Origin of the sequence: Paracoccus sp. 08, assembly GCF_024105395.1 — a bacterium.
Lineage (GTDB): Bacteria > Pseudomonadota > Alphaproteobacteria > Rhodobacterales > Rhodobacteraceae > Paracoccus > Paracoccus marcusii.
Map to the genome: position 1 here is coordinate 241308 of NZ_WEKR01000064.1, position 12412 is coordinate 253719.

The following is a 12412-nucleotide window of genomic DNA, read 5'->3' on the forward strand; positions in this document are numbered from 1 at the left end:
CGCGGATCGTTGTTTATCCCGCGATCGCCGCCTGATGCGGCACGAAAGGATCGCAGGATGACCGACCACAATCACCAGTTCTGGAGCCGTCTGGACGACATCAACAGCGGCATGCTGGGTGTGACCCAGGATTCGCGGCTTGTTCCGATGTCGCATTATACCGACCGCAAGGTCGGCGTGCTGTGGTTCATCACCGCCAGGGACACCGACTTGGCCCGCAGCGTAGCATCGGGTCCGCAGGATGCGATGCATGTGGTCAGCGATGGCGGCCAGGGCCTTTACGCCCGCATCCACGGCACCCTGTCCCTGTCCGACAACCGCGCCAAGCTGGACGAGCTTTGGAACGCAGTCGCCTCCAGCTGGTTCGAGGATGGCAAGCAGGACCCCGACGTCCAGCTGCTGCGTCTGGACCTGACCGAGGCGGAAGTTTGGGCCACTGGCGGCAGCATGGCCTTCCTGTATCAGATCGCCAAATCCAAGATCACCGGCGACAAGCCCGACATGGGCGACCATTATTCCCTGACGTTCTGAACGACCTCCTCGATCGTCGCGACGATCAGGTCCAGACAGTCGGGCGAGGAGAACCGGTGATCGGCCCCCTTGACCAGGGTCAGCCGCAGATCCTCGCCCGACGCGTGGTCCAGCAGGTCAATCGCCCAGGACACCGGCACATCCGCATCCGCTGTCCCCTGCAGCATCCGCGCCGGAAAAGGCAGCGACAGCGGCTGGTTCAGGACCAGTTGGTTTCGGCCATCCTCGATCAACCGGCGCGTCAGGACCAGCGGTTCTCCATACTCGCTTGGCAAGGCAACGCGGCCGTCGCGCATCAGCGACTCGCGTTGGTCGGGTGAAAATCCGGCCCATAACCCGCGTTCGGTGAAATCCGGGGCCGCGGCAATCGTGACAAGCCCGGCAACGCGGTCCGGGATCGTCCGTGCCATCAGCAGGCTGATCCACCCGCCCATCGACGATCCGACCAGAACCTGCGGGCCCTGTGTCAGCGCCTCGATCGCTGCACGGGCATCGGCGGCCCAATCCCCGATGCAGCCCTCCTCGAACACGCCGTCGCTGGCGCCGTGCCCGGAATAGTCGAACCGCAAAAAGGCACGCCCATGCGCCGCCGCCCAGTCCCGCAGATGGACTGCCTTCGACCCCTGCATGTCGGACCGGAACCCGCCCAGGAACACGATGCCGGGGCCCTGCCCCTCAAGGCGGTCGTAGGCGATGCGCCGTCCCGTCTCCGTCGTCAGATAATCCGTCATTCGCTCACCTCGTCCAATCCCCATGCGACCCAGGCCCCCAAGGCCGACGCCGCGGCGAAGGCGGCCACCGCCCATTGCGCGCCCAGCACCGCCAGCCCCGCAGAGGCGGCGCCGGCCACCAGCAGGACGACACCGACCACCAGGTTCGACACCGCGGTATAGGCGGCGCGTTGATCATCGGGCGCCATGTCGACCAGATAGGTCGTCCGCCCCTGCCGCACGCCGTGATACGCGATCATCAGGCCGAACAGAACCATCGCGATCGCGCCCGTCACCTGTGCCAGCCCCATGGCCGCCAGAACCAGGGCCGCACCCAGGGCGATTGCCCCCGCGACGCCCGACCAGATCAGCACCCGGCGGGCCGACCGGTCCGACATCCGCCCCCAGACCCAGGACGACAGCAGGGATGCCAGCGCCGATGCCAGCACCAGAAGGCCCAGCTGACGGTCTCCCTGCCCCGCCGCGGCCAGCACCAGCAGATAGGGCGGCGCCAAGGCCGATCCCACCAGCAGCGACCGCGCGACGATGAACCGGGCCAACTGTCCATCCTCGCGCACCAGACGCAGCTGGCCGATGGATTGCGACAGGCTCAGCACCTCCTCACGCGGCTGCGCCTCCTCGTCCAAGGTCGCAAAGATCGCGCCGCCCAGGATCCAGGCGACGCCCGCCAGCGCCACCGCGCCGATGACCAGCACCGCCCGATCCAGCGGCTGCCACAGCAGCAGGCCGGCAAAGACGATGACCCCCGCGGCGCCCACGCTGCTGGCGAAACCCGTGGCCGCGCCGCGCCGCGACTTGCCCACCGTCTTGCCCAAGACATCCTTGTAGCTGGCCGAACAGACCGACCGCGCCAGGGCCAGCACCGCCAGGGCTGCGATGATGGCCCCGCCCGCGGCCGGCCCCTCCATCGTCAGGGCGATGCCCGCGATGGCCAGCGCCGCCAGACCTTGCACGACGCTGCCCACGGCCCAGGCCCATTTGCGTCGCGGCAGTGCGCCGATGGCCCCTGCGGTGAACAGTTGCGGCAGCAGCGACCCGGCCTCTCGGACGGGCACCAGCAGGCCGATCACGCCCGCCCCCGCACCCAGATGGGTCAGCAGCCAGGACAGAACCAGTTTCGCGTCGACCAGCCCGTCGGCCAGTTTCGACGCCGCCAGAGACAGGATGTGGCGCAGGAAGTTGCGCGGCTCGACCCGGCTCTGGGCGTCGGACAGGCCGCCGTCACTGTCGGGGTCCTCGACCAGACGCTCGAACAGTTGCTCCTCGAAATCGCTGTGGTGGCTCATGCTGGCTTCCCGTGTGTTGCCGTAATCTTGACTAATCGCGCGGGCACGTCCATGCCTGCCCGACCATAACCCGCAACCGGGCGTTCCGTGGGCGCCAAACCGACGAGGAGGACAACATGTCCCAGATCACCCTCACCTTTCCCGATGGCAATGCGCGCGACTATCCCGCCGGCGTGACCGCCGCCGAGGTCGCCGAGAGCATCGCGCCCAGCCTTGCCAAGCGCGCCATTTCCGCCAGCCTGGACGGCAGCCACATCGACCTGGCCTGGCCGATCACCGCCAGCGGCCAGATCGCCATCCATTCGATGAAGGACGAGGCGCAGGCGCTGGAGCTGATCCGCCACGATTTCGCCCATGTGATGGCCCGTGCGGTCCAGACGATCTGGCCCGACGTCAAGGTCACCATCGGCCCGGTCCGCGACCACGGCTGGTTCTATGATTTCGACCGGGCCGAACCCTTCACTCCCGACGACCTAGGCGCGATCGAGGCCAAGATGAAGGAGATCATCAACGCCCGCGAACCCGTCCGCACCGAGATCTGGGACCGCGACCGCGCGATCGCCCATTACAAGGCGGCGAACGAGCCCTTCAAGCTGGAGCTGATCGACCGCATCCCCGAGGGCCAGGACCTGCGCATGTACTGGCACGGCGACTGGCAGGACCTGTGCCGCGGTCCGCACCTGCAGAATACCGGCCAGCTGCCCGCCGATGCCTTCAAGCTGACCCATATCGCCGGGGCCTATTGGTTGGGCGACGCGACGCGACCCATGCTGCAGCGCATCTATGGCGTGGCGTTCCGCAACCGCGACGACCTCAAGGCGCACATGACGATGCTGGAGGAGGCCGCGAAGCGCGACCACCGCAAGCTGGGCCGCGAGATGGACCTGTACCACATGCAGGAGGAGGCGCCGGGCCAGGTGTTCTGGCATCCGAACGGCTGGAACATCTATACCACGCTGCAGGACTACATGCGCCGCAAGCAGCGCGCCGACGGTTATGTCGAGGTCAACACGCCCCAGGTCGTCAGCCGGAAATTGTGGGAAGAATCAGGGCACTGGGAGAACTATCAGGAAAACATGTTCATCGTCGAGGTCGATGAGGAGCATGCCAAGACCAAGACGATCAACGCCCTGAAGCCGATGAACTGCCCGTGCCACGTGCAGATCTTCAACCACGGCCTGAAATCCTATCGCGACCTGCCGCTGCGCATGGCCGAGTTCGGGTCCTGCAACCGCTATGAGCCTTCGGGCGCGCTGCACGGCATCATGCGCGTGCGCGGCTTCACCCAGGACGACGCCCACATCTTCTGCACAGAGGACCAGATCGAGGCCGAGACCAAGAAGTTCATCGACTTCCTGGCCGGGATCTATGCCGACCTGGGCTTCGAAGGCTGGCGCATCAAGCTGTCGACGCGCCCCGAAAAACGCATCGGCACCGAGGAAAGCTGGGACCGGGCCGAGGCCGCCTTGGGCAACGCCTGCAAGGCCGCGGGCCATGACTACACGGTTTTCCCCGGTGAGGGCGCGTTCTACGGGCCGAAGCTGGAATTCGTGCTGACCGACGCCATAGGTCGTGACTGGCAATGCGGCACGCTGCAGGTGGACCCCAACCTGCCGGAACGTCTGGATGCGGAATATGTCGGTGCCGACGGGCACAAGCACCGGCCCATCATGCTGCACCGCGCGGTGCTGGGCAGCTTCGAGCGTTTCATCGGCATCCTGATCGAGAACAGCGCCGGCAAGCTGCCCTTCTGGCTGGCGCCGCGTCAGGTGGTCGTGGCCTCGATCGTGTCGGATGCGGACGCCTATGTGCACGAGGTCGTGGCCGCCCTACGCGCCCGCGGCATCCGGGCCGAGGCCGACATCCGCAACGAAAAGATCAACTACAAGGTCCGCGAGCATTCCGTCGGCCGCGTTCCCGCGATCCTGGCCATCGGCATGAAGGAGGTCGAGGACCGCACCGTCTCGCTGCGCCGCCTGGACGCGCAGGGCAGTCGCACCGTAACCCTTGACCAGGTCGTGGCCGATCTGGCGGCCGAGGCCACGCCCCCGGACCTGCGCTGAACCCCGCCTGCGTCAAACGCGGCACCACGGGGCCGCGTTTGACTCTTGCGTTTTGCAACGATTCGGGCATCCTCTCAGTCGCGTGAGCGAAGACTTTCTACCGCCTCCCTCTTGGGCAGCCGGAAGACCGAAAGCGGGCTGCACGGCCTGGCGCAATCCTGCGTCGGGATGACTTGAAGGAGAATACGGTTATGGCGACCGGAACGGTAAAATGGTTCAACTCGACCAAGGGCTTCGGCTTCATCGCGCCCGATGACGGCGGCAAGGACGTGTTCGTGCACATCTCGGCCGTGGAACGTGCCGGGCTGACGGGCCTTCAGGACAACCAGAAGATCGCATTCGAGCTGCAGTCCGGCCGTGACGGCCGCGCCTCGGCCAGCGATCTGAAACTGCTCTGATCCGCCATCGCGCGTGATCCGGACGGCCCGTTCGCGCGGGCCGTTTTTTATTGGGCGACAGGCAGGACGCAGGAATGAACCTGGCCGAACATGTGCTGCGGGCGGGGCAGGCTGTCCCGGACCACCAGGCCCTGGTCGTCATGGGCGCGGACGACGCGCAGGTCTGGACCCATGGCGATCTGCGCCGCGCGGTGCTGGGCACGGCCACGGGCCTGACGCGCGCGGGCCTGCGCCCGGGCGACCGGCTGCTGATGCGTCTGGCGAACCGCCCGGCCTTTCCCATCGCCTATCTTGGGGCCATCGCTGCGGGGGTGATCCCGGTGCCGACCTCTGCCCAGCTGACCGGGGCCGAGATCACGCGCATCGCTGCCCGCATCGCACCCGCGATGATCGTGGCCGGCGCGGGCGTGCCCCTGCCCGACCATCCCGCCCCCGTCCTGACCGAGGGCGACCTTGACGGCATTGCCACGCTTCCCCCGGCCGATTTCGCCCAAGGGTCCGCGGATCGCCTGGCCTATATCGTCTTCACCTCGGGCAGTTCGGGCCAGCCCCGAGCCGTCATGCACGCGCATCGCGCGATCCTGGCGCGGCAGGCGATGATGGCGGGCTGGTACGGGCTGCGCGCCGACGATCGCCTGCTGCATGCCGGGGCGTTCAACTGGACATTCACCCTTGGCACAGGGCTGCTGGACCCGTGGACCCTGGGGGCGACGGCATTGATTCCCGCCGACGGCACCCCGATCGAACGCATCCCCCTGCTGGCCGCGCGTCACGGCGCGACGATCCTGACCGGGGCGCCCGGTGTCTTTCGCCGGATGCTGCGCGCGGACTGGCCCCCGATGGCCACCCTCCGCCACGCCCTGGCCGCCGGAGAGCGGTTGGACCCCGGCCTGCGCACCGCCTGGACCGCCCGCACCGGCACCGACCTGCACGAGGCGATGGGCGCCTCCGAAATCTCGACCTTCCTTTCGGGCAGCCCGTCCCGGCCCGCGCCCCACGGCACGGCGGGCTTTCCGCAGCCCGGCCGACATCTCGCGATCCTGGGCGACGATGGCCCCCTGCCACCGGGACAGCCGGGCGCGCTGGCGGTCCGGCGCGACGATCCGGGGCTGTTCCTGGGCTATCTGGACGATCCCGATGCGACACGCGCCTGCTTTCGTGGCGACTGGTTCGTGACCGGCGACATGGCGCAGGCCGATGATCGCGGCGCGATCACGCTGCTGGGACGGGCCGACGACATCATGAATGCCGGCGGCTTTCGCGTCGCCCCGCCCGAGATCGAGGATCATCTGGCCAGCCATCCCCATGCGGGCGACGTGGCGGTAGCGGAACTGCCCACCGCGCCGGGGGTCAGCATCATCGCGGCCTTCTGGACCGGTGCCGCGACGCCCGCCCAGATGCAGGCTCTGGCCGCGGCCGGCCTTGCCCGCTACAAGCAGCCCCGCGCGTGGATCCCGCTGGACGCGCTGCCGCGCACGCCCACCGGCAAGATCAACCGCCGCGCCCTGCGCGAGGCGCATCGCAAGGACCGACCATGACCCGCCTGGACATCTTCGCCGATCCCGTCTGCCCCTGGTGCCTGATCGGCAAGGTCGAACTGGACCACGCCCTGGAAAGCCGCCCCGATCATCCCTTCGCGATCACCTGGCACCCGTTCCGCCTGAACCCTGCCATGCCGCCCGAAGGGATGGACCGCGTGGCCTATCTTCGGGCCAAGCTGGGCGATCAGGTCGATGCCGCCACGCGCGCGCTGGCGGAACGCGCCGCGGCCCTCGGCCTGACGCTGAACCCCTCGCCGCGCGAACCCGACACGACCGATGCGCATCGCCTGATGCACTGGGCCGGGCTGGAAGGTGCACAAGGCCGGGTGATGTCCGGCCTGCTGCGGGCGCATTGGCAGGATGCCCAGGACATCGGTGATGCGTCCGTCCTGTCGGCGATCGCCGGGGCGGCCGGCATGGACCCTGCCCTGACCGCGCGCTTGCTGGCCAGCGACGCCGACCGCGACGAGGTCGCCCGTCGCGAATCGCATGCCCGACAGCGCGGGATCTCGTCGGTCCCGACCTTCATCGTCGCGGATGCCCATGCGGTCAGCGGCGCCCAGCCCGCGGACCTGTGGCAGAGCGTCATCGACGAGATCATGGCAGCATCCCGTTAGGGTCAACTTGCAGACTCTGCAAGATGGGCCTATCTGAGGGTCTGACCCAACCGGTGACCCCATGACAGACGTTTCCCACCCCGGGCTTGCGCAGCAGCAACGCCTGCCCCTGCCCGAATTCATCGCGATGCTGGCATTCCTGTTCGCCACCATCGCCTTTTCCATCGACGCGATGCTGCCCGCATTGCCTGACATCGCGGCGGACCTGACGCCCGACAACGTGAACCGCGCCCAGCTGATCCTGACCACCTTCGTGGCCGGGATGGGGCTTGGCACGCTGTTCGCGGGCCCGCTGTCCGACGCGCTTGGCCGCAAGCGCACGATCACCATCGGCTTTGGCATCTACATCGCCGCGACCATCGCCGCGATCTATGCCGATTCGCTAGAGTTGCTGCTGGTCGCGCGTTTCGTGCAGGGCCTCGGCGCCGCCGGTCCGCGCATCGTGGGTCTGGCCCTGGTCCGCGACCTCTACGAAGGGCGCGAGATGGCCCGGATCAGCAGCTTCGTCATGATGATCTTCATCATGATCCCGGCCGTGGCGCCGACGCTTGGTGCGGGGATCATCGCGATCTCGGACTGGCACGGGGTGTTCCTGGCATTCATCGCCTTCGCGCTTATCGGTGCGTTGTGGCTGAACATCCGCCAGGCGGAGACGCTGCCCCCCGCCGCCCGCCGTCCCCTGCGCATCGGCACCCTCTATGCCGCTGCGCGCGAGGTCCTGTCCGACCGCCAGGTGATGCTGGCGACGCTGATCCTGACGCTCGGCTTTGGGCAGATGTTCGGCCTGCTGTCCTCGGCCCAGCAGCTTTTCGGCGAAACCTACGGCAAGGGAGAGAACTTCCACCTGTGGTTCGCCGCCATGGCGCTGCTGTCGGGGTCGGGAACGGTGCTGAACGCTACCTTCGTGATGCGCTTTGGCATGCGGCGGATCGCGAAATGGGCCTATGTGATGCAGACCATCGTGTCGGGACTGGCGCTGACGCTGATCCTGTCCGGCGTGCTGCCGCAGGGATTGGAATTCCCGGTCTTCTTCTTCTGGGCGGTCAGCGTGTTCTTCATGGCCGGGGTGACCTTCGGCAACCTAAACGCGCTGGCGCTGCAGCGCATGGGCCATATCGCGGGCATGGCCGCATCCATCGTCGCGGCGATCTCGACGCTGGCGGCGGTGCTGATCGCAGCCCCGGTTGGACTGCTCTACAACGGCACCGCGATCCCGGCGATCACGGCGACGCGCCTTGCGGTCCCGCCCGTTCGTCATGGAACCGGCCACGGGGGGTCCGGGGGGCTGGCCCCCCGGCCGCCGCGGGACGCAAGGCTCAGGCGGCAACCCCTTCGGGTGCACGCGCGCCGGTCATGTAGGCCACGGCATCCGACATCGAATGTTGCTTGGGGTCGATCACGCACAGCCGCTTGCCCAGGCGATGGATGTGGACGCGGTCCGCCACCTCGAACACGTGCGGCATGTTGTGGCTGATCAGCACGATCGGGATGCCCCGCGACCGCACGTCCTGGATCAGGTCCAGCACCCGGCGGCTTTCCTTGACGCCCAGGGCGGCGGTCGGCTCGTCCAGGATGATCACCCGGCTGCCGAAGGCCGCCGCCCGCGCCACGGCGACGCCCTGGCGCTGACCGCCGGACAGGGTCTCGACGGGCTGGGCGATGTTCTGGATCGTCATCAGGCCCAGTTCGGACAGCTTGGCGCGGGCGAAATCGTCCATCGCCTGCTTGTCCAGCATCCCGAACCACTGGCCCATGATGCCCTTCTTGCGGATCTCGCGCCCCATGAACATGTTGTCCGAGATCGACAGCGCGGGCGACAGGGCCAGCGTCTGATAGACCGTCTCGATCCCCATCTTGCGGGCATCCAGCGGGCTGTCAAAGCTGACCACCTGGCCGTTCAGCCGGATCTCGCCCTCGTCGGGTTTGACCGCGCCCGAGATGGCCTTGATCAGGCTGGACTTGCCGGCGCCGTTGTCGCCGATCACGGCCAGGATCTCGCCGGGATACAGGTCGAAGTCGGCATGATCCATGGCAGTCACGCGGCCATAGCGCTTGACCAGGTTGCGGGCGGTAAGCAGCGGCTCGGTCATGACGACACCTTTCTGATCCATTGGTCGATGGCGACGGCGAAGATGATCAGCCAGCCGGTCGCAAACAGCTGCCACAGCACGTCCACACCCGCCAGCCGCAGGCCCGAGTTGAACACGCCCACGATCAGCGCCCCGATCAGCGGTCCCACGATCGACCCGCGACCCCCGAACAGCGAGATGCCCCCGATGACCACGGCCGTGATCGATTCCAGGTTCGCCTCGAAGAACGACGTCGGGCTGATCGACCCCACGCGACCGATGGACGACCATGCCGCCAGGCCGCAGATCAGGCCCGCCACGACATAGACCGACAGCAGCACGCGCTTGGTCTGAATGCCGGCCAGCGCGGCCGATTCCGGGTCGTCGCCGACCGCATAGACCCGCCGCCCCCAGGCGGTATAGTACAGCGCATAGAACAGCACCGCGAACACGACCAGCATTAGCACCACGCCATAGGTCAGCACGGCGCCGCCCAGGTTGAACCGGGTGCCGAAGAACTTCAGCAGCGGCGCGTCCATGTCCAGGGTCTGGCTGCGGATCGTCTCTCGACCCGACAGGTAGTAGTTCAGTGCCAGGAACACGTTCCAGGTTCCAAGCGTGGTGATGAAGGGCGGCAGCTTCAGCCGCGTGACCAGGAAACCGTTCAGCGCGCCGGTTCCCGCCCCGCAGGCTAGGCCGACCAGGATGGCGATCGGCACCGGGATGCCGAAGTTGACCGCCAGCTGCCCCATTACGACCGAGATCAGCACCATGACCGCGCCGACCGACAGGTCGATGCCCGCGGTCAGGATGACCAGCGACTGCGCCGCCGCCAGCGTGCCCACGACGGCCACCTGCTGCAGGATCAGCGACAGGTTGAACGCCGAGAAGAAGTTGGGAGAGATCAGCCCGAAGGCGATCAGCGACAGGACCAGCACGATGACCGGAACCATGGTGGGATACTGGTGCAAGAAATGCTGCACCCGGTCCAGCGTGCTGCGGTGACGATGGTCGAACTGCGCGACCTTCTCACCGGCAACGCGCTCGACCACGGGATCGGGGGTGTCGGACATCGGGGACCTCGTGGCGTGTCACGGAAGGCGACGGCGGCCAACCCGCCGTCGCGACGTCATGCGGCGGGGGGCATCAGCCCCAGCACTGCTCCAGACCTTCGGCCACGCTGATCGACGGCACGCCCTCGACCGGCTTGTCCGTGACCAGGTTCACGCCGGTGTTGGTGAAATCCAACCCCTCGCTGGTTTCCGGCTTGGTGCCGTCGGCGGCAAAGGCCGCGATGGCCTCGATGCCCATCGACGCCATCAGCAGCGGATACTGCTGGGCGGTGGCGCCGATCACGCCCGCCTCGACGTTCTGGACGCCGGGGCACCCTCCGTCGATCGACACGATCAGGGCGTTCTCTTCCATGCCGAAGGACTTCAGCGCCTCGTAGGCGCCGGCCGCGGCCGGTTCGTTGATCGTGTAGACCAGGTTGATCGCCGGATCGCGCTGCATCAGCGCCTCCATGGCCTGCTGGCCGCCTTCCTCGTTGCCCGAGGTGACCTCGTGGCCGACGATGCGGGCGTCGTCCTCGTCACCGATGACGTTCTCGTCCTTCACGTCGATGCCAAAGCCTGCCATGAAGCCCTGATCGCGCAGCACGTCGACCGACGGCGCGCTGGCCGACAGGTCCAGCATGGCGATCTTGGCATCCGCAGCCGCATCCCCCATCTGGCCTGCGGCCCAGGCGCCGATCAGGCGGCCCGCCTCGCGGTTGTCGGTGGCAAAGGTCGCGTCGGCCGCATCGATCGGGTCCAGCGGCGTGTCCAGCGCGATGACCAGGATCCCCGCCTCGCGGGCCTGACCCAGCGATTCGGTGATGGCCTTGGTGTCGGACGCGGTGATCAGGATGCCCTTGACGCCCGCCGCGATGCAGCTTTCGACGGCCTGCTGCTGGGTCTCGTGGTCGCCGTCGATCTTGCCGGCAAAGGTCATCAGCTCGATGCCCAGCTCCGCGGCCTTGGCGGTGGCGCCTTCCTTCATCTTCACGAAGAACGGGTTGATGTCCGTCTTGGTGATCAGGCAGGCCTTGGTGGCCTCTTGCGCTTGGGCAAAGCCTGCCGACAGGGCAAGCGCGGACACCGCGACGGATGCGCGGATAACGGTTTTGATGGTCACTTGACTAACTCCTCCAGCACGACGGTTCCTCGGCCGTCTTGATGTTACAAAGCACCAGAAGATTGCGCTTGTCAATAAATCAATCATGTTGATTAATGCGATTCAGGAGGACGGAACCCATGCCCCTAGATCGTGACGGCCCCGGCGCGCTCAGCCGGAACGAACGGCTGATCCTGTCGCTGATCCGACGGCGGGGACCGATGCCGCGCGCGGCGCTGGCGCAGCTGACGGGGCTGTCGGCACAGTCCATCACCAACCTGACGCGCAAGCTGATGATGGCGGGCTATCTGGACGCCGGTGCCGTGGTGCGGGGCAAGGTCGGCCAACCCTCGACCCCGCTGGCGCTGGCCCCGGACGGGGCGTGGTTCCTGGGGCTCAAGATCGGACGCCGGCTGGTCGAACTGGCGCTGGTCGATTTCGCGGGCCGCGTGCGCATGCACCGCCAGGAGGTCTATGCCCACCCCACCCCCGACCGCGTGCTGGCATTCGCGCGTCAGGGGCTGGACACGATGACCGCATCGCTGGACCCCGGCCAGCGCGCACGTCTGATGGGCCTGGGTGTCGCGACCCCCTATCGGCTGTGGGACTGGGGCCAGGAGATGGCCGACTGGCTGGACCACGACCTGCAGGCCGAACTGTCGCGCAGCCTGCCCGTCCCGATCTTCGTGGAAAACGACGCCACCACCGCCTGCGGGGCAGAGCTGATCTTCGGCAAGACCGACCTGCCGCGGGACTTCATCCACATCTACATCGCCCATTTCGCGGGCGGCGGCATCGTCCTGGACGGCGCGCTGCGCCATGGTCCGACCCGCAACGCTGGCGCCCTGGGGTCGATGCCCATCCCGGTCGTGGGCGCACAGGGCGGCCAGCTGCTGGAAAAGGCTTCGGTCTCGGCGCTGGAGGCCTTGATCGGGCGGTCCCTGCCGCCCGACGATTCGGGCTGGGACGTTCCCGCCGGGATCGAGGCCGAATGGGCCGACCAGGCGGGCCGGGCGCTGGCC

10 protein-coding genes and 2 pseudogenes are annotated in these 12412 nt (G+C 67.6%); 7 read left to right on the forward strand and 5 right to left on the reverse strand.

Translation table 11 applies throughout. The features are described from left to right. The first annotated feature begins 57 nt into the window (after nt 1-57). Complete coding sequence (locus GBO37_RS15175; RefSeq protein ID WP_252929895.1) at nt 58-531, forward strand: pyridoxamine 5'-phosphate oxidase family protein; 474 nt, start codon at nt 58-60, stop codon at nt 529-531. On the opposite strand, the gene GBO37_RS15180 is transcribed toward GBO37_RS15175, so the two are convergent. Together GBO37_RS15180 and GBO37_RS15185 are read right to left on the reverse strand one after the other, a co-directional pair. Then, the gene (locus GBO37_RS15180) at nt 513-1262 is read right to left on the reverse strand and encodes a carboxylesterase (protein WP_252929896.1); all 750 of its coding nucleotides are present in this window, start codon (nt 1260-1262) and stop codon (nt 513-515) included. The genes GBO37_RS15175 and GBO37_RS15180 overlap by 19 nt on opposite strands. Beyond that, nucleotides 1259-2548: an MFS transporter gene (locus GBO37_RS15185; protein ID WP_252929897.1), complete on the reverse strand. Its 1290-nt coding sequence runs from the start codon at nt 2546-2548 to the stop codon at nt 1259-1261. Before GBO37_RS15185 ends, GBO37_RS15180 begins: the two co-directional genes overlap by 4 nt. Before the next feature lie 116 nt (nt 2549-2664). Here GBO37_RS15185 and thrS point away from each other — a divergent pair, with 116 nt between their 5' ends. The 5 genes and pseudogenes from thrS to GBO37_RS15210 form a co-directional block, all read left to right on the forward strand. Beyond that, the gene (gene thrS, locus GBO37_RS15190) at nt 2665-4611 is read left to right on the forward strand and encodes a threonine--tRNA ligase (RefSeq protein ID WP_252929898.1); all 1947 of its coding nucleotides are present in this window, start codon (nt 2665-2667) and stop codon (nt 4609-4611) included. Between the two features lie 191 nt (nt 4612-4802). Next, the gene (locus tag GBO37_RS15195; RefSeq protein ID WP_042244736.1) at nt 4803-5009 is read left to right on the forward strand and encodes a cold-shock protein; all 207 of its coding nucleotides are present in this window, start codon (nt 4803-4805) and stop codon (nt 5007-5009) included. A gap of 74 nt (nt 5010-5083) precedes the next feature. Next, entirely contained in the window at nt 5084-6547 is a 1464-nt protein-coding gene (locus GBO37_RS15200) for a class I adenylate-forming enzyme family protein (protein ID WP_252929899.1), read from the forward strand. After that, the gene (locus GBO37_RS15205; protein ID WP_127898186.1) at nt 6544-7167 is read left to right on the forward strand and encodes a DsbA family oxidoreductase; all 624 of its coding nucleotides are present in this window, start codon (nt 6544-6546) and stop codon (nt 7165-7167) included. The genes GBO37_RS15200 and GBO37_RS15205 overlap by 4 nt, the downstream gene beginning before the upstream one ends. Before the next feature lie 127 nt (nt 7168-7294). Beyond that, nucleotides 7295-8326: pseudogene (locus tag GBO37_RS15210) on the forward strand (MFS transporter); the annotation flags it as partial. Between the two features lie 157 nt (nt 8327-8483). Here the strand turns inward: GBO37_RS15210 and GBO37_RS15215 are convergent. From GBO37_RS15215 to GBO37_RS15225, 3 genes are all read right to left on the reverse strand, one after another. After that, nucleotides 8484-9257 (reverse strand): ATP-binding cassette domain-containing protein, encoded by a 774-nt coding sequence (locus GBO37_RS15215; RefSeq protein ID WP_045981184.1) that lies wholly within the window; start codon nt 9255-9257, stop codon nt 8484-8486. Further along, on the reverse strand, nt 9254-10309 hold the full coding sequence (locus GBO37_RS15220) for an ABC transporter permease (RefSeq protein WP_045999488.1): 1056 nt from the start codon (nt 10307-10309) through the stop codon (nt 9254-9256). The genes GBO37_RS15215 and GBO37_RS15220 overlap by 4 nt, the downstream gene beginning before the upstream one ends. Nucleotides 10310-10382: 73 nt before the next feature. Next, on the reverse strand, nt 10383-11405 hold the full coding sequence (locus tag GBO37_RS15225; protein ID WP_369799399.1) for a sugar ABC transporter substrate-binding protein: 1023 nt from the start codon (nt 11403-11405) through the stop codon (nt 10383-10385). 125 nt (nt 11406-11530) lie between these two features. Here GBO37_RS15225 and GBO37_RS15230 point away from each other — a divergent pair. Beyond that, nucleotides 11531-12412: pseudogene (locus GBO37_RS15230) on the forward strand (ROK family protein); the annotation flags it as partial.

Excerpts from the sequence above, each read along its gene's own strand:
- GBO37_RS15175 (WP_252929895.1), top strand. The coding sequence starts at position 58 with ATGACCGACCACAATCACCAGTTCTGGAGCCGTCTGGACGACATCAAC.
- GBO37_RS15180 (WP_252929896.1), bottom strand. The coding sequence starts at position 1,262 with ATGACGGATTATCTGACGACGGAGACGGGACGGCGCATCGCCTACGAC.
- GBO37_RS15185 (WP_252929897.1), bottom strand. The coding sequence starts at position 2,548 with ATGAGCCACCACAGCGATTTCGAGGAGCAACTGTTCGAGCGTCTGGTC.
- thrS (WP_252929898.1), top strand. The coding sequence starts at position 2,665 with ATGTCCCAGATCACCCTCACCTTTCCCGATGGCAATGCGCGCGACTAT.
- GBO37_RS15195 (WP_042244736.1), top strand. The coding sequence starts at position 4,803 with ATGGCGACCGGAACGGTAAAATGGTTCAACTCGACCAAGGGCTTCGGC.
- GBO37_RS15200 (WP_252929899.1), top strand. The coding sequence starts at position 5,084 with ATGAACCTGGCCGAACATGTGCTGCGGGCGGGGCAGGCTGTCCCGGAC.
- GBO37_RS15205 (WP_127898186.1), top strand. The coding sequence starts at position 6,544 with ATGACCCGCCTGGACATCTTCGCCGATCCCGTCTGCCCCTGGTGCCTG.
- GBO37_RS15215 (WP_045981184.1), bottom strand. The coding sequence starts at position 9,257 with ATGACCGAGCCGCTGCTTACCGCCCGCAACCTGGTCAAGCGCTATGGC.
- GBO37_RS15220 (WP_045999488.1), bottom strand. The coding sequence starts at position 10,309 with ATGTCCGACACCCCCGATCCCGTGGTCGAGCGCGTTGCCGGTGAGAAG.